The 15,526-nt window shown below is 70.4% G+C and carries 14 protein-coding genes; 1 reads left to right on the top strand and 13 read right to left on the bottom strand.

The window, feature by feature from the left end; translation table 11 throughout:
• Positions 1–15: 15 nt before the first annotated feature.
• From H7K45_RS12110 to H7K45_RS12070, 9 genes are read right to left on the bottom strand one after another with little or no spacing between them, the layout of a single operon-like run.
• The gene (locus H7K45_RS12110) at positions 16–1,332 is read right to left on the bottom strand and encodes a UDP-glucose dehydrogenase family protein (protein WP_263996048.1); all 1,317 of its coding nucleotides are present in this window, start codon (positions 1,330–1,332) and stop codon (positions 16–18) included.
• Positions 1,329–2,270: a glycosyltransferase family 9 protein gene (locus H7K45_RS12105; protein WP_263996047.1), complete on the bottom strand. Its 942-nt coding sequence runs from the start codon at positions 2,268–2,270 to the stop codon at positions 1,329–1,331. The genes H7K45_RS12110 and H7K45_RS12105 overlap by 4 nt, the downstream gene beginning before the upstream one ends.
• Positions 2,261–2,977, bottom strand: a complete 717-nt coding sequence (locus H7K45_RS12100) for an SDR family oxidoreductase (RefSeq protein ID WP_263996046.1) — start codon at positions 2,975–2,977, stop codon at positions 2,261–2,263. The genes H7K45_RS12105 and H7K45_RS12100 overlap by 10 nt, the downstream gene beginning before the upstream one ends.
• Positions 2,974–4,398: a D-glycero-beta-D-manno-heptose 1-phosphate adenylyltransferase gene (gene rfaE2, locus H7K45_RS12095; protein WP_263996045.1), complete on the bottom strand. Its 1,425-nt coding sequence runs from the start codon at positions 4,396–4,398 to the stop codon at positions 2,974–2,976. The genes H7K45_RS12100 and rfaE2 overlap by 4 nt, the downstream gene beginning before the upstream one ends.
• Positions 4,395–4,976: a D-sedoheptulose-7-phosphate isomerase gene (locus H7K45_RS12090; protein ID WP_263996044.1), complete on the bottom strand. Its 582-nt coding sequence runs from the start codon at positions 4,974–4,976 to the stop codon at positions 4,395–4,397. The genes rfaE2 and H7K45_RS12090 overlap by 4 nt, the downstream gene beginning before the upstream one ends.
• Positions 4,973–6,001, bottom strand: a complete 1,029-nt coding sequence (locus H7K45_RS12085) for a glycosyltransferase family 9 protein (RefSeq protein WP_263996043.1) — start codon at positions 5,999–6,001, stop codon at positions 4,973–4,975. Before H7K45_RS12085 ends, H7K45_RS12090 begins: the two co-directional genes overlap by 4 nt.
• Positions 5,998–7,542, bottom strand: coding sequence for an HAD-IIIA family hydrolase (locus H7K45_RS12080; protein ID WP_263996042.1), 1,545 nt, complete (start codon positions 7,540–7,542; stop codon positions 5,998–6,000). Before H7K45_RS12080 ends, H7K45_RS12085 begins: the two co-directional genes overlap by 4 nt.
• Positions 7,536–9,194, bottom strand: a complete 1,659-nt coding sequence (locus H7K45_RS12075) for a carbamoyltransferase family protein (RefSeq protein ID WP_263996041.1) — start codon at positions 9,192–9,194, stop codon at positions 7,536–7,538. Before H7K45_RS12075 ends, H7K45_RS12080 begins: the two co-directional genes overlap by 7 nt.
• Complete coding sequence (locus tag H7K45_RS12070) at positions 9,191–10,204, bottom strand: NAD-dependent epimerase/dehydratase family protein (protein ID WP_263996040.1); 1,014 nt, start codon at positions 10,202–10,204, stop codon at positions 9,191–9,193. Before H7K45_RS12070 ends, H7K45_RS12075 begins: the two co-directional genes overlap by 4 nt.
• Here H7K45_RS12070 and H7K45_RS12065 point away from each other — a divergent pair.
• Positions 10,197–11,075 (top strand): glycosyltransferase family 2 protein, encoded by an 879-nt coding sequence (locus tag H7K45_RS12065; protein WP_263996039.1) that lies wholly within the window; start codon positions 10,197–10,199, stop codon positions 11,073–11,075. The genes H7K45_RS12070 and H7K45_RS12065 overlap by 8 nt on opposite strands.
• 10 nt (positions 11,076–11,085) lie before the next feature.
• Here H7K45_RS12065 and H7K45_RS12060 read toward each other — a convergent pair whose 3' ends face one another.
• The 4 genes from H7K45_RS12060 to H7K45_RS12045 all read right to left on the bottom strand — a co-directional run bounded on the left by H7K45_RS12060 (position 11,086) and on the right by H7K45_RS12045 (position 15,517).
• Positions 11,086–12,294: a glycosyltransferase gene (locus H7K45_RS12060; protein WP_263996975.1), complete on the bottom strand. Its 1,209-nt coding sequence runs from the start codon at positions 12,292–12,294 to the stop codon at positions 11,086–11,088.
• A 14-nt stretch (positions 12,295–12,308) separates the two neighbouring features.
• On the bottom strand, positions 12,309–13,268 hold the full coding sequence (locus H7K45_RS12055; RefSeq protein ID WP_263996038.1) for a glycosyltransferase: 960 nt from the start codon (positions 13,266–13,268) through the stop codon (positions 12,309–12,311).
• Between the two features lie 129 nt (positions 13,269–13,397).
• Positions 13,398–14,621, bottom strand: a complete 1,224-nt coding sequence (locus H7K45_RS12050) for a glycosyltransferase (RefSeq protein WP_263996037.1) — start codon at positions 14,619–14,621, stop codon at positions 13,398–13,400.
• Between the two features lie 125 nt (positions 14,622–14,746).
• Positions 14,747–15,517: an endonuclease/exonuclease/phosphatase family protein gene (locus H7K45_RS12045; protein ID WP_263996036.1), complete on the bottom strand. Its 771-nt coding sequence runs from the start codon at positions 15,515–15,517 to the stop codon at positions 14,747–14,749.
• Positions 15,518–15,526: the final 9 nt, after the last annotated feature.

Here is a 15,526-nt window from a genome sequence, read left to right as displayed (position 1 = left end):
CGCGGTTCTGCAGTGCTACCCGGTGCCGCCGGTTCCAAACGCCCGCCGCCCATTTCCGACGTACCGCAGCCCCGCCCGCTCGACGAGCTCGCCGTCGAGCACGTTTCGCGTGTCCACCACCACCGCGCCGGGTGACTGCTCGCCGATGGCGTACCAGTCGAACTCGGCGAACTCGGGCCATTCGACGAGCACCACGATGGCGTCGGCGGCCTTGGTCGCTCGATAGGGATCGTCGACGGCGCTCACACCCGCCGCGGCCAGCACACCTGGGTCGACGGCTGCCAACCGCGGGTCGTACCCCTGCACGTGGGCGCCGCCGGACACGAGCTGGCTGCACACCGTCAGCGCCGGTGAATCGCGAGTGTCACTGGTGTGCGCCTTGAACGTCAATCCCAGGGCCGTGACGCGCATGTCTCGCAGCGGCCGACCCACACTGCGCCGCAGCGTGTCCGCGATGCGCGCACCCTGCGCCTCGTTGGTCCGCCGGCACGCTTCGACCTCGGCCAGGACCACGCCGTGTCGTCGGGCGGTGTGCAGCAACGCCGCAGAGTCCTTCGGAAGACAGGACCCACCCCATCCGGGTCCCGGCTCGAGAAAGTCGGTGCCGATGCGTCCGTCGGCGCCCATGCAGCGGACCACGTCGAGCACGTCGGCACCGGTACGGTCGCACAACGCCGCCAGCGAATTGGCGTAGGAGGACTTCACGGCCAGGAAGGCGTTGCTCGCGTACTTGGCGAGCTCGGCGCTTTCGAGATTGGTACGAAGGAGTGGGCTCGACAGTGGGCCGTAGCAGCGGCCGACGATTTCGGCCGCGACGTCCTCGTCCACCCCGAGCACGATGCGGTCCGGGTGTCGAAAGTCGTGCACGGCGTAGCCCTCGCGCAAAAATTCCGGTGCGCATGCGACGTGAATGCCGTTGGGCTGCAGGAGTTCTGCCAGCCAGCGGGTGGTGCCCACGGGCACGGTCGACTTGATCACCACCACCGCGCCGGGAGGCAGGACGTTCGCCAACCGGTCGACGACGTGTTCCACCGCCGTGAGATCGGCTGAGCCGTCGGGCGCTTCGGGCGTCGAGACGCAGACGAAGACGACCTCGCGGTCGGCCATGAACCGGTCGTTGGTGGTGAAGGACACCGCTCTGCGAGCCAACCCGTCGACCAGGATGTCCCGCAGTCCCGGTTCGTCGACGGTCGGGCGGCCCTCGTTGAGCGAGTCGACCTTCGCCGCATCCACCTCGACGGCGACGACGTGGGCACCGCGCTCGGCCAGACAGACCGCGGTGGTGAGTCCGACGTAGCCGACGCCGACCACGCCCACCCGCATGCCGCTCATGCCGACCTCGCGAGCAGCGCACGGCTCGCGTCGAGGACGTCGGATACCGCGATCTCCAGCAGCCCCCGATGCGGCCGGTCGCCGTGGGGATCTCCGAGCCGGCCAGACCACAGGACGAGGTGGCGGTCGGGGTTCCGAGGCCCCCACCGGCTGGGAGCGGTGGGGCCGAAGAGCACCACCGACGGCGTCGACGTCGCGGTCGCGACGTGTCCGACGCCGGTGTCACCGCAGACGACCAGGCGGGAGCACCCGATCAACGAGACCAGTTCACGAACGGTCAATCGTCCTGCCATGACCGATGATTCGGGCAACCCGGCGGCTTCGGCCACCTCGATGGCCAGGGGCCGCTCGTCGGCGACACCGGTGACGAGCACGTCGTGACCGTCGGCGTGCAGAGCGGCCGCAATCTGGGCGAAGCGGTCCAACGGCCAGCGGCGGGCCGCCGCCGAGGCACCCGGGTGCACCACGACCGTGCCGGCGCGCCCCGGCGTGGCCGCAGGTCGGTCGAGGATCAGATCCGACGGGTCGCTCGCGATGCCCGCCGAGGCGAGCAGCATGCACCACCGGTCCACCTCGTGGAGATCCTCGCGCCACGGCGGACCCGGCACGGCGGGAAACCGTCGGTGCCGGTGACTGAGTACGGCCCTGGGCTCGAGGGCGACGACGTGAGAGATGCTCTGCGGCCCACTGCCGTGCAGGTTGACCGCCAGCTCCGGGGGGTGGCGAAGCGGGGCCAGGTCGCCGAGGGCCGCGGTGGGCACCACGTCGTCGACGGCTCCCGTCATCAGAGCGAGCTCGCGATACCGCTCGGGGGCGGCCAGGACGAGCCGGGCGACCGGGTAATGGCGCCGCAGACCTCGCAGGGCCGGCACCGCCGTCAGCAGATCGCCGAGTCCCAGCGCGCGCAGCACGTAGACGACGGGGGTCGTCACGGCCACGACGACTCCGTCGACGAGGCGACCACCATCTCCCGGATCTCACAACCCGCGGGCTGGCACAGCGCGAAGACCACCGTCTCGGCGACGTCTTCCGGGCGGTTGAGCTTCGCGTCGGGCGGCGGCTTGTACTGCTCGGCTCGCCCGTCGAAGAAGGGCGTGTGCATGCCACCCGGGATCAGCAGCGTCACCCCCACGTCGCCCGCCAGTTCGGCGGCCAGGGCCCGCGTGAAGCCGACGACGCCGAACTTGGAGGCGCAGTACGCGGTGGCGTCGCTGACCGCCTTGATGCCGAGCGTCGACGCCACCGTCACGATCCGGCCCCGGCTGGCGCGAAGCAGCGGCAAGGCCGCCCGCACGACGGCCGCGGTACCCAGCAGGTTGACCATCACCACCTGGTTCCACTCCTTGGCGGGGACGTCTTCCAAGGTGCCGCAGGAGTCGATGCCCGCGGGGGTGAACAGCCCCGTGACGGGGCCGTCGGCGCGCTCGGCCAAACTGGTGACCGCGGCCTGCACGGCATCGGTGTCGGCCAGATCGGCGAACGCGTGGGCAGCGTTGGCGTTGGGCCCCGTCGGCGGTTGCTTGTCGATGATCAGCGGTGTCCCGCCGTGGCGCCGTACCGCCTCTGCCGTTGCGGCGCCGAGACCCGACGCCCCGCCGGTGATGATCACGTTTCCGACGATGGACGGGGTTGCAGCATAGGTCATCTCGAGGTCCTTCCGTGGTTGGCTCGTTCCGATCGCGCCGTCGCGATCAGCTGGGACGTCGAATATCCGGCGACGATCGGCACGGTGATCACGTCGCCTCCGTGCAGCCGCACGACCTGCGCCTCCGGCAGGTCCTCGATGGCGTAGTCGCCGCCCTTGACCCAGACGTCGGGGCGCAGATCGTCGAGCAGACGTTCGGGGGTCGCGTCGTCGAAGACGAAGACGGCGTCCACACAGCCCAGCGCCGCGACGACGCGCGCACGATCCGCTGCGGGCATGATCGGGCGGTTCGGCCCCTTGAGGGCACGGACCGACTCGTCGGAGTTGACGAGTACCAGCAGCGCATCCCCGAGTTGTCTGGCGTGGCGCAGCAGGTTGACGTGCCCGGTGTGCAACAGGTCGAAGCAGCCACCGGTCGCCACGACGGTCCGGCCGTCGGCCCGCCATCGACGGACCTGCTCTGCCGCGTCCAGTGAGGTCTCGGCGCCGGCCTGGCGGCTCGGCGTCAGCGCGTCGCCGTCATGGCCAAGCGATGCGGTGGTCGACACGCCCGCGGCGCCGCCGGCGGCGACGAACCGGGCGGCGGCGGTGACGGCCATGACCACCGCCTCGTGCGGTCCCGCCCCCTCGGCCAACGCGACGGCCGCGGCCACGGCGAACCTGTCCCCCGCGCCGCACGCGTCGACGCGTGCTGCGGCCAACCGGTCGACGACGGGAACCTCGACGTGCCTGCGGGGCGCGTCCCCGACGAACAGTCGCGCGCCACGGGCGCCCATCGTCACGCACACGGCCTCGGCGTGCCACTGCCGCCGCAACGCGTCGAGGCTTCCGTCGGGGCACAACTGCTTGGCCTCGGCCTCGTTGGGGGTGACCAACACGCACCCCGGAATCGGCGGGCGTCCGCGTGGATGCGGGTCCCACACCATCGGCGCGGTCGTCGCGGCTCGCGTCAACGCCTCCCGCATCGTCGCCAACGCCGTCAACCCACCGCCGTAGTCGGCGACGCACAACGACCGTGCCGTCATCAGGGCTTCGGGGACCTCGTCCGGCAGTGGTTGCGTCTGGTACCGCGCATCACCATGGTCGACCCGCAGCAGTGACTGACCCGCAGCCCTGATCCTGGTCTTGGTCACGGTGCTGCCTCGCATCGGTAGGGAAAGGACGCGAACACCCCCAGCAGCCAACAGTTCTCGGATCCGGGCGCCGCGGTCGTCGTCGGCGATGCCCGTGACCAGAACCACGTCGCGGTCGTGTCGGGCGGCCAGCATCGCGGCCAAACCGGCGCCACCGGGTCGGTGCCAGCACCGCTGCGCGTCGACCACGGGTACCGGCGCCTCCGGACTGAGTCGGGTGGCCGAGCCCTCCAGGTCGACGTCGAGCATCGTGTCGCCGACGATCACCAAGGGGCCGCGCCCGCTCACGGCCGCCCCGCGGACGACAACGACTCGTCCAGCGCCATGCACAGCGTGTGCACCAGAACCAGATGCACCTCCTGAACCGTTGCGGCCGACGGAGAGTCGACGCAGACGGCGTCGTCACTGGTGCCTGCCAACGGGTTGGGCGCGGGACCCGTCAAGGCCCAGGTGGTCATGCCGACGTCTTGGGCAGCCTTGACGGCGGCGAGCACGTTGGGGCTGGCACCGCTGGTGGACAACCCGATCAGCACGTCGTCGCGGCGACCATGCGCACGGACTCCGCGGGCGAACATCTCCTCGAGTCCGTAGTCGTTGGCAACCGCGGTCAACGCGGAGGTGTCCGCGTGGAGTGAGATCGCCGAGAGCGCTCGCCGCTCGCCATGGAACCGCCCCACCAGTTCGGCGGTCAAATGCTGGGCCTCGGCGGCACTTCCGCCGTTGCCGCACGCCAGAAGACGACCGCCGCCGTCGAGCACCTCGGCCAGGTGGCGACCCCAGGACCTGATGCGGACGACGTCGCCCTCGGTCCGAGAAAGAGCAGTGGACAATGCGTGAAAGTGCGCGGTGATCGATTCGGTCGTCATCGCCATTCCCTTCGTTCGACGGCCGCGTCGACGGCCGACACCAGTTCTGCGTCGGTGATTCGGTCGAGGCACGGATGCCCGGGGACCGGACACCGGCGAGCCCGAGTGGCCCGGCAGGGCGCCCTCTGATCTCCCAGGACCGTCACGTCGGTGCCGTAGGGCTTCCATTGGGTGGCGGGCACCACGGGGGCGAACAACGACACGATGGGCACCCCTACGGCCGCGGCCAGATGGGCGGGCCCGGTGTTCGGCGCGACCACCACTGCCGCACGGGCGTAAACCGCTGCCAGCGTGTGCAATTCGGTTCGACCACCGAGGTCGACCGCATGGCCCCCGGCGACCTCCTCGGTCAGTCGACGCTCCGAACTCGACCCGGTCACCACCACCCGGTGCCCGGCACGGCCGAGCGCGTCGACCATCGCCGCACTCCGCGCGACACTCGGCATGCGGGCCGGCACCGCCGCACCGGGATGGAAGACGACGTACGGTCCCTGCCCGATTCGCCGGCGCAGGCGTTCGGGAACCACCGCGGGATAGGTGACCCGCAGTGTGCCGTCGTCACCGGCGGGCAACCCACAGCCGGCCGCCGACACCAATGACAAGGCGCGCAAGGGTTCTGGTACGCCGGGTTCGACGTGATGGCGCAGATCCAGGAGGGTCCCGGGGTAGTCCTCGCAGATCGCACCGACCCACGGCACTCCCGCCATCCGGCAGACGAGTGCCAGGGGCAGCGGCGACTGGTGAAAGGACGTCATCACGTACATGCGATCGGGGGCGAGGTCGCGCAGCTGTTTCACCACGGCCTCGACGTGATCGCCCGTCAGCGCGGGTGAGTCGAAGTCGACCCACGGCGCCTGCCATTCCAGAACCTCGTCGACGCCGGGCAGCAGAGCCGCCGCCGCACCACCCCTAGGCCCGGCCAAGAAGACGACGCGGTCGTGGGCCGTCGCAACGGCCCGCACGGCAGGACCGGTGATCAGTACGTCACCTGCGCTGTCCAGACGGGCCACCACCGCGGTGCTCACCGCGCCTCCCGCAAGACCATGGCCACCGCGTCGGAGAGCGTGGCCGCCACGTTGGCCCGCAGTCGTGCACTGGCGATCTCGCCCGAACGCGTGCGTTCCGTCGGCACCAGCACGGCACGCGCGTTGGCGGCCAACGCGGCGTCGACGTCACCGCCGGTGTCGCCGATCATCACGCACCGCTCCGGCGGCACGCCAAGGGCGTCGGCAGCGGCGAGCACCATTCCAGGCCGCGGTTTTCGGCAACCGCACCCGGTGGCGTCGTCGTGTACGCACACCTGCCAGGAGTCGAAGGGGCCGAGGACGTCGTCGACCTTCGTGTTGACCGCGTCCAACTGGTCGGCGCTGATCAACCCCCTGGCCACGCCGGACTGATTGGTCACGATCGCCAGACGCAGACCCTCCGCGCGCAACCTGGCGAGGGCCCGGACCGCCCCCGGCAGCGGTCGAACGCCGTCCGGATCGGCCAGGAACGGCCCGTCTTCGATGATGGTGTCGTCGCGGTCGAGCAATACGGCCAGCACGGGGTGGGCAACGGCCCGGCGGTGCCGCCACTCGCCCACCAGGCGGTGCCACACCGCCACCGGTGGGATCAGAGCCGAGGTGACGATCACCGTGGCGGCTTCGGCGAGCTGGCGGGGACCGGCCGCGAATCGTCGAGCGGCGAATTCGGCCGTCATCGCGAGCCACACCGCGGCCGCTGCTCGGGCGGTTCGGAGTCCACCCCCCGTCGCTCCGCTCGCCCCCGGGCGACGACCGGCGACCGCACTTAGCGCCGCCACCAGCACGGCGACAGTCGTCGTCGCGTGGGCGGGCAGGCGGCCGGGCCCCTCGCCGATCTCCCGTCGCCAACCGGGCCCGAACTTGCGGCGCATCAGCGCGTCGTCCCGGTTGCCGAACTGGGCCCGCACGCTGCTCAGCGGCGTCGACGGTGCGACCGGATGGACCGCGCGGCGCCGACCGGAGACGACGTGGCGGCCCGTGGCAAGCAGACGCAGGGCGAGGTCGGAGTCTTCGCGGTAGGCCCGGGGGAACCGCTCGTCGAAGCCGCCGACGGCCACCAACGAGTCACGCCGGTAGGCCATGTCGGCGGTGATCCACCGGGCGGTGGCCAGCCGAAGGGTGCGGCGCTCGTCGTCGGTCGCCCGACGACCGACCGCCGCAGGCACCTCCAGCACGCCCTGCGAGCCCGCCGCGCACGCCGCCTCGGCGGCCGCCAGGTCGACGGCCAAGTCGTCCAGCCACCCCGGCTCGGGCAGCACGTCGTCGTCGAGGAAGCCGATCCACCGCGTGTGCGCGACCCGCCAGCCCACGTTGCGCGCGCCGGCAGGCCCCCGTCCGCCGCTGCGCACCAGCGTCACCGGCAGTCGCGATCGCAGCTCCAATTCGGTTGGGCCGCCTGGCCGGTCGTCGACGATCACCACCCCGGCCGGTCGCGCCGCCGAGGCGCACAGCGCGTCGAGCACGAGCGACAACGAGTCCCGGCCGATGGTCGGAATCACGATGGTGCAGTCCAGGGCGCCGTCCCCCCTCGCGGTCACCATGGTCGACGAACCACGAACGGACCGATGGCGAGCATGTCGAGCGGCGAACTGCCGAAGCATTCCAGTGCGTCGCGGGGGCTGTCCACCATCGGGCGCCCCGCGGTGTTGAAGCTGGTATTGACCACGACGGGAACACCGGTGCGTTCGGCGAAGCGAGAAATGGTGTCGTACAAGCGTTTCTGCGTCGGCTTCACGGTCTGGATCCGTGCGGTGCCGTCGACGTGGGTGACCGCCGGGATCCGTTCACGCCACTGCGGCGCGACGTCGTGGACGAAGAGCATGTGCGGGCTCGGCAGGGGACCACGGGAGAAGATCTCCGCGGCCCGGTCGGCCAGCACCATCGGCGCCACCGGCCGGAACTGCTCGCGCCCCTTGACTGCGTTCAGCCGCTCCAGATTCTCCACCCGCCGTGGGTCGACGAGCAGCGAGCGCCCGCCCAGCGCGCGAGGGCCGAACTCCGCGCGCCCCTGAAACCAGCCGATCAGCTGATTCTCGGCAAGGGCATCGCCCACCGTGGCGGCGAAGTCCACGGGCCGCTCGTACCGAACGCCCGCGGAATTCAGTGCGGCGGCGATCTGCTCGTCGGTCCATCCTCGACCAAGCAATGCCGTCGGCATGGGCTCGATCGATTCACCGAACTCGGCGGCCATCGTCAACGCCGCGCCAAGGGCCGTGCCCGAATCCCCGGACGCGGGCTGCACCCATACGTCCTGGAAGTCGCCCTCGGCGAAGATGCGGGTGTTGGCCACGCAGTTGAGCGCGACGCCGCCGGCCAGACAGAGCCGGTCGACGTCGACGCGTTCCCGCAGCCAGACCACCAGGTCCAGCAGCACCTCCTCAAGGACCACTTGCGCACTGCAGGCGAGGTCGGCGTACTCCGGCTCCGGCCGGGCGAACGCCGAAGCCTTCTCGGGCGGGGTGGCCGGACGGGGTGGTACCAGCGTCGACCAGTCGACGGAGTCGGTGACGAAACCGCCGTCCTCCCTTGCATATACGCGGGTACGCAGGTAGTCGACGAACCGCGGGGCACCGTAGGACCCCATCGCCATCACCTTGTACTCGTCGCTGGAACGCGTGAATCCGAGGTGCTCGGTCAGGCCCTCGTAGAACAGGCCAAGGGAGTGGGGCAGCGACTGCGTCGCCAGCACGTCGAGCTTGGCGCCGCGGTACACCCCGGCAAGCATCGAGGTGCGTTCGCCCCGGCCGTCCACCACGAGCACCGCGGAATCCGCCCGAGACGACGCGAGCGCGGCCGACGCCGCGTGCGCCACGTGATGCCGAACGTGGTGAACCTTCGCCGGATCGAGACCGGGCAGGGCCGTGGCCAGGAAATGCGGTGCACGCCTGGCGTACAGGGTTCGCAGGTACTCCCAGTTCGCGTCCAGACCTGCCAGATCGTCACTCTCGCCCGTCATCACGGCCGGGTCGTAGGAATAGCCGACCGCGTCGACGTCACCGGGTGTCAGCCCCGCCTCGGCGAGACACCACGCGGCCGCCGCCGTCGGCAACTCCCAGGTGGAGAACGGCACCGCCGCCTTGCCGTGCTTGCGCCTGCTGAACCGTTCCTCCTCGGCAGCCGCGACCACGTGACCGTCGACCACCAACGCCGCCGCGGGATCGTGGAAGACGGCGTTGACGCCGAGGATGTTCACCGCCTCACCCCCGACCGCACCGGCCGCACCGCGCGGAAGTGCTCGACCGTGACGGCCAGTCCGCGCTCGTAGTCCACTCGCGGTTGCCACCCGAGGAGATGCGCGGCCAAGGACACGTCCGGGCACCGCCGCTGCGGATCGTCGGCCACGGCTGGGACGAACCGAATGGGCGCGCCCGTCCCGGCCAGGTCGCCGATGATTTCGGCGATCCGCAAGACCGTCAGCTCGTCGGGATTGCCGATGTTCACCGGACCCGTGACGTCGCTGTTGGCCAGGGCGATCAAGCCCGCGACGGTGTCGTCGACGAAGCACAGTGAACGGGTCTGCGACCCGTCACCCGACACGGTGATCGGTTCGCCGTCGAGTGCTTGCCTGCAAAAGGTCGGCACGGCTCGCCCGTCGTCCGACCGCATCCCAGGGCCGTAGGTGTTGAAGATCCTGGCCACCCCGACGGAGACGCCGCGCTCGCGGTGGACGGCGAACGTCAGCGCCTCCGCGTATCTCTTGGCCTCGTCGTACACGCTTCGCGGACCGACCGGATTGACGTTGCCCCAATAGGTTTCACGTTGCGGATGCTCGAGCGGGTCGCCGTAGACCTCGCTCGTCGACGCAAGCACCACACGGGCGCCGCACTTCTCGGCCACCTGCAGCGCGGCCTCGGTTCCGCTGGACCCGGCACGCAGAGTGGCCGTCGGCATGCGCAGGTAGTCCACCGGCGACGCCGGTGAGGCGAGGTGGAACACCACGTCGAACGACGTGTCGGTGCACGAAGCCGGTAGCGGCTCGCTGACGTCGTGCTGAACGAAGTGATAGCCGGGTCGTCCCGCGAGCAGCTCGTGAGCGCCTGGCGCACTGGTCGAGAGGTCGTCGAGGCAGACGACGTCCACCCCGCGATCGAGCAAGGCCGTGCAGAGGTGGCTGCCGACGAAACCCGCGCCGCCGGTCACCAAGGCCCGGCGGATGCGTGTTTCGTCGTCCGGGCCTCGGGTAGTGCGCTTGTTCGTGGTCACCAAGTCAAACACCTCGTTCGTCATCGCCAGCCGCAACCGCTCCGCGGAATTGGCCGGCGTAGTGGGACGCCTCCTGGATACGACGCACTGCCCGATCGTCCTCGTGGACAACGCTTCCGAGGATGACTCGGTGTCGGTGTCGACGCGTCTGGCGGCGCGGTCGGCGGGCCGCGTCGACGTGGTGGCGCTCCCCGAGAACCTCGGGGCGGTCGGGCGCAACGTCGGGGTGGCCCGGGCCACGACCCCGTACGTCGCGTTCTGCGACGACGACTCGTGGTGGGAGCCCGACGCGACGCTCCTCGCCGAGGACCTCTTCGACGCCCATCCCTCCGTGGCGCTGCTGGCGGGACGAACCGTCGTGTGGCCACGCCAGACCGACGACCCAATGGTCGAACTGCTCGCAGCCAGCCCTCTCGGCCACGACCCGGCGCTACCCGGCCCCTCGATCCTGGGGTTCTTGGCCTGCTCGGCGGTGGTTCGCAAGACGGCGTTCGAGGCGGTCGGCGGATTCAGCGCCATCTTGCACTTCCGTGGCGAGGAACGCCTGCTGGCGTGGGACTTGGCCGCCCAGGGGTGGGACCTCTGCTTCTGTCCGCAGTTGATCGCCCACCACCAGCCGTCGGCGACGCGCCCGCCCAACGCGGTGCAAACGGCGCGCGCGACGCGCAACGACGTCCTGACCGCCTGGCTTCGACGACCGGCTCGGTCCTGCATTGTCGCGAGCCTCGACTTCGCCAGGGCCGCAGCCGTGGATTCGGCGCACGCCAAGGCGTTCGTCGAGGCGCTGCGCCTGCTGCCCGCCGTGGTCCGGGAGCGGAGGCGGCTGCCGCCCGCGGTGGAGGAGTCGCTGGCCCGATTGTCGACCGCCTGAACGACGTGCGTCACGAGGTCGCCCCCGATGCCGGTCCAGAATTCGTCAGTCGGCGATACACCTGGGCCATGTCGTCGGCGACTCGATCCCACGTGTAGCGGGCGCAGACCCGCCGTCGGCCGGCTCGTCCGAGCCGTTCCCGCAGCCGTGGCTGCGACAGGATCGGGCCGATGGCGGACGCCAGCGCGCGCGGATCGGTCGGCGGCACCAACCGACCCGTCACCTGGTCGACGACGGTGTCGAGCATGCCGCCGACCGCCGACGCGACCACGGGCACGCCACACGCCATCGCCTCGAGGGGAACGATCCCGAACGGTTCGTACCACGGCGTGGCCGCCACCACGTCGGCCGAACGCAACAGCATCGGCATCTCCTCCCGCAAGACCGATCCGTAGAGGTGCACGCGGTCGGCGAGGCCGAGCCGGGCGGCCATGCGCTGCAACCTGATCGCCTCCGCATCGGAGTCGAGCTTCGACTTGTCCGGGCCGCCGACGATCACCAGCTCGGCGTCCGGCAGATGCCGCATGGCCTCGATCGTCGTCTCGAAACCCTTGCGCGGGACCAGCCTTCCGACGGCGACGACCCGACGCCTGCGCCCCCGCGACGATGCCGGTCCGTACGGCGTGAATTCGTCGGCGTCCACCCCGCACGGGATCACCGAGACACCGTCGGGCGTGCGCCCCATCCGCGCCAACTCCAGCAATTCCTCGGAACACGTGGCCGCCACCCGGTCGACGCTGCGGGCGACGATGGCCTCCAGCCGGATGCGATCGTCGGGGCTGGTGTCGTCGGCGCCCTGGTGACGCCGCTTCACCCCGCCAAGGGCGTGGAAGGTTTGCACGGTGGGCACGTCGTGACACCGCGCGGCACGCAGCGTCGCCAATCCCGACATCCAGAAGTGGGCGTGCGCGACGTCGGGCCGCCACGTGGACCACGATTCGACGAGTGACTCGCCGAAGGCATACATGTGTTGCAGCAGTTCATCCTTGGGCAAGTACTCAGCCGGCCCCGCAGGCACGTGCACCACCGCGAACCCTCGGTCGGTCTCCACTCGCCACGGCAGAAGTGGATCGTCGCGGCGGGTGTACACCACGACCTGGTGTCCGCGACGGGCCAGCGCGGCCGACAATTCGGCAACGGCGACGTTCTGCCCACCGGCATCCACGCCACCCACGAGGGCCAACGGACTGGCATGTTCGGACACCATCGCGATCTTCAAGGGGTCAGACGCAGTCACGAGCATGCCTCCTCGATCAAGAGATCCCATTCGGCCAGGAAGCGCCCGATCCCGAAGTGACTCGTCGCGTACTCACGCGCGATCTTCCCCGCCAGAACCGCCGCGCCATGGTCGGCGACGTATGTCTCGGCAGCCCAGCCCAGCACCTCGACGTCCGCGTCGACCACACCCCCGCCCGCCGGTACGACCAGCGGCGCCATCGTCGACGCGACGGCGACGACGGGCATCCCCAGGAACATCGCTTCGAGCAGCGAGAGGCCGAGCGACGTCCATCGCGCCGTGTGGACGTACAGTCGCCGTCTGGCCACCTCGGCCATCAACGGCCGGGTCGCCACGTCGCCTCGGCCCGTCACACCCGCGCCGAGGTCGACGCCGTCGGTTCCGATGCCCCACACGTCGACCGGCACGTGTCGACCAAAGTCTTCGAGGAGGTCCGCGCCGACTGTCCGCCACCGACGCACCGGCTCGTTGATCATCGTTGCGGCAGAAAGTATCTCACCGGTGTACAGCGGTCCCGGGTCGTGGATGCCGTGGGCGACGACGCTGACGGGAGCCATGCCGTTGTCCCACATCAACCGGTTGAACTGCGTGACGTGGACGACGACGACGTCGCGACGCCCCGCCATGGGGTGCACGCTGTCGACCGGGCTCGGCCGCGGAGCGTTGTGTTCGACGTAGATGGCGGGAACGTCGGGACCGATCCGGCGGCCAAGCCATGCCTCGGCCAACGCGAGTTGCTCGGGCGCTTGCAAGACGACGACGTCGACGTCCTCGTCGGCGAGCTGAGACGACGGCACCTCGACGGCGTGGGGCCAGTCACGCCCACGGAGCCCGCCCGCCCGCGCGTCGTCGTCCACGGGAATCAGGTAGTCGTGTCGGCCCGCGGTGAACGAGTCCATCCAGGAGCCGTGCACGTGCCAGACGAGCACCCGGCGCGACGTCAGCGAGGAGGACATGGCGCCGCAGGTACCCTGGCAAAAATCACCTAAACGTCATTTCTCGGCGTAAAGACGACGCCGAAGTCGTTGCGCAGAACATGATTTGGGCATGGAGAATCGCCACCGCACCGTCCTTCCACGCGCGGGTCAAGCGACGTGGTTCGTGGCGGTGGACGACGACGAGCCGCCTGCGCCGCGCACGGTCTTGGCGCGCGCGGCCACCTCGTACGCCTCGGCAGCCTCGGCGGCCACCCGGTCCGAGCAGTACCGCGACTGAGCCCGCACTCGGCCGGCCAGGCCCATCCCGCTGCGCAACGCCCCCGCCCGGAGCACTTCGTCGAGACTCTTGGCCAGCTTGAACGGATTCCGGGGTGGAACCAGCACCCCCGTGACGTCGTTGACCACGGTGTCGAGCATTCCGCCTGCCGCAGAGGCCACCACCGGAAGCCCGCACGCCATGGCCTCCACTAGCGCAACGCCGAACGGTTGGTACCACGACGGCGCCACGAAGACGTCAGCCGATCTCAACACCCGCGGAAGGTCGTCCCGGGATACGTGACCGGTCAAGTGCACGCGATCGGACACGTTCACCGCCCGCGCCACGCCCAACAGGCGGCGCGCGTCGGCATCCTTGTCCAAACTGTGCCGGTCGGGCCCGCCTACGACGACGAGCTCGGCCCCCGGCAGTCGGGAGAGCGCTCGAATCGCGTCGTCGACACCCCTGTACGGCAACAGATCCCGTGTGACGGTCACGATCCGCTGCCGGTCCGTACGGTGAACCGCCGGCCCTTCCGGCGAGAAGTGCCGGGCGTCGACCGGCCGTGGCAGCAACGACAACCGCCGCCGCGAGCAGCCGAGTCCGACCAGTTCGGCGAGATCCTCGTTGCACGAAACCATGACGCCCGCAGCCGATCTCGCGATGAGCCGTTCGAAACGTGGCCGCTGTGGGGGCCCGGCACGTCGGCGCTGACGTCGCTGGACGACGTGGCCCAGCTCGGGCAGGGACGACACGGAGGGGACACCGCAACGGTCGGCCGCCAATTGCGCTGCCACGCCGTAGATCCACGATGCCGACCCGACCACGTCGGGCGGATCCTCGGTCCACCGCGCGGTGAGGAAACGTGCGAAGTCACCCATCACGGCCGCCAGTTCGGCGTCGGACCCGTTTCCGGCCGTCCCGGCCCCCGGCAGGTGAACCACCCGGTACCCCGCCTCGGCCCGACTCGCAGACTGGCCCGTGGCTCCGCCTCGGCAGCAGTACACCACGACGTCGACCCCGTGTTCGGCCAGGGCGGACGCCAATGGTGCGACGTCGTCCCGCGCATTCGCGCCCTGCTCCACCCCATGTGACCCGACCAGCGCCAGTTTCACGAGCGTTCCTTGATCGACATGCCGGACCGAATCCCAACGTGTGCCGCTCACGAAACATCGCACGGGCGTCTCTTCGCCGGACGGACGGCCGACTTCGCAATCGGGATGCCCCGCGCGTCAGACGCTCAGCTGGCGCGGCTCAGCTCGACGATCAGCGGTCGGTGGTCCGAGATGGTCATCTGCGGCGCCCGGGCCTGCGTCGCGACCAGAGCGTCGTCGTCGGTCAACAGGTGGTCGAGCTGACGGCTCGGAGCGTCGGACGGGAAGGTGGGCATCGTCGCGAGCGGTCGCATGCCGGAGAGCCGGTTCACCGCGACAGGACCGAGGTTGAGATCGCCCACGAGCACGTGCGGGCCCGGCAGGGCGCGCAGATCGCGGACGAGGCGACGCAGCTGACGCCGATTCCACCCGGGCACGAAGGACAGGTGCGTGTTGGCGACGGTGAGCGGGCCGAGCGGCGTCTCGAAGCAACCGATCACCGCGGCACGGGGCTCCTCGTCGACGACGATCACGCGGTTGAGCCCGCGCACGTACACCGGCACCTTGACCGGAATCCTCGGCATCCGCACCACCTGCCACGACGTCGCCGGGTATCGCGACAGCAGCGAGATGCCGTACGCGGCCGCGCCGGGCTGCTCGTCACCGGTGGCGGCACTCCAGGTGGCACCGGGAGTGCCTGCGATCGCCGCGACGAAGCGGTGACTCACCGCTCCCATGGCCTCGGCGGCCGCGGCGGTGAGGTCGGCGAGGTTGGAGCGCGGCTGGTCGACGTCGACCTCCTGGAGGGCCAGCACGTCGGCGTCGACGGCCCGCACGCTCTCCTGCAGCCTGCGTACGTCGACGACGCCGTCGCGCACCGTTCTGCCGTGCAGGATGTTGAATGTCGCAAGCCGCATGGGGTACTT

The sequence above is a fragment of the Mycobacterium yunnanensis genome (genome assembly GCF_025823185.1).
Classification (GTDB): Bacteria; Actinomycetota; Actinomycetes; order Mycobacteriales; family Mycobacteriaceae; genus Mycobacterium; species Mycobacterium yunnanensis.
The sequence above is the reverse complement of the archived record's forward strand: the minus strand, read 5'-3'. Positions and strand labels throughout refer to the sequence as shown.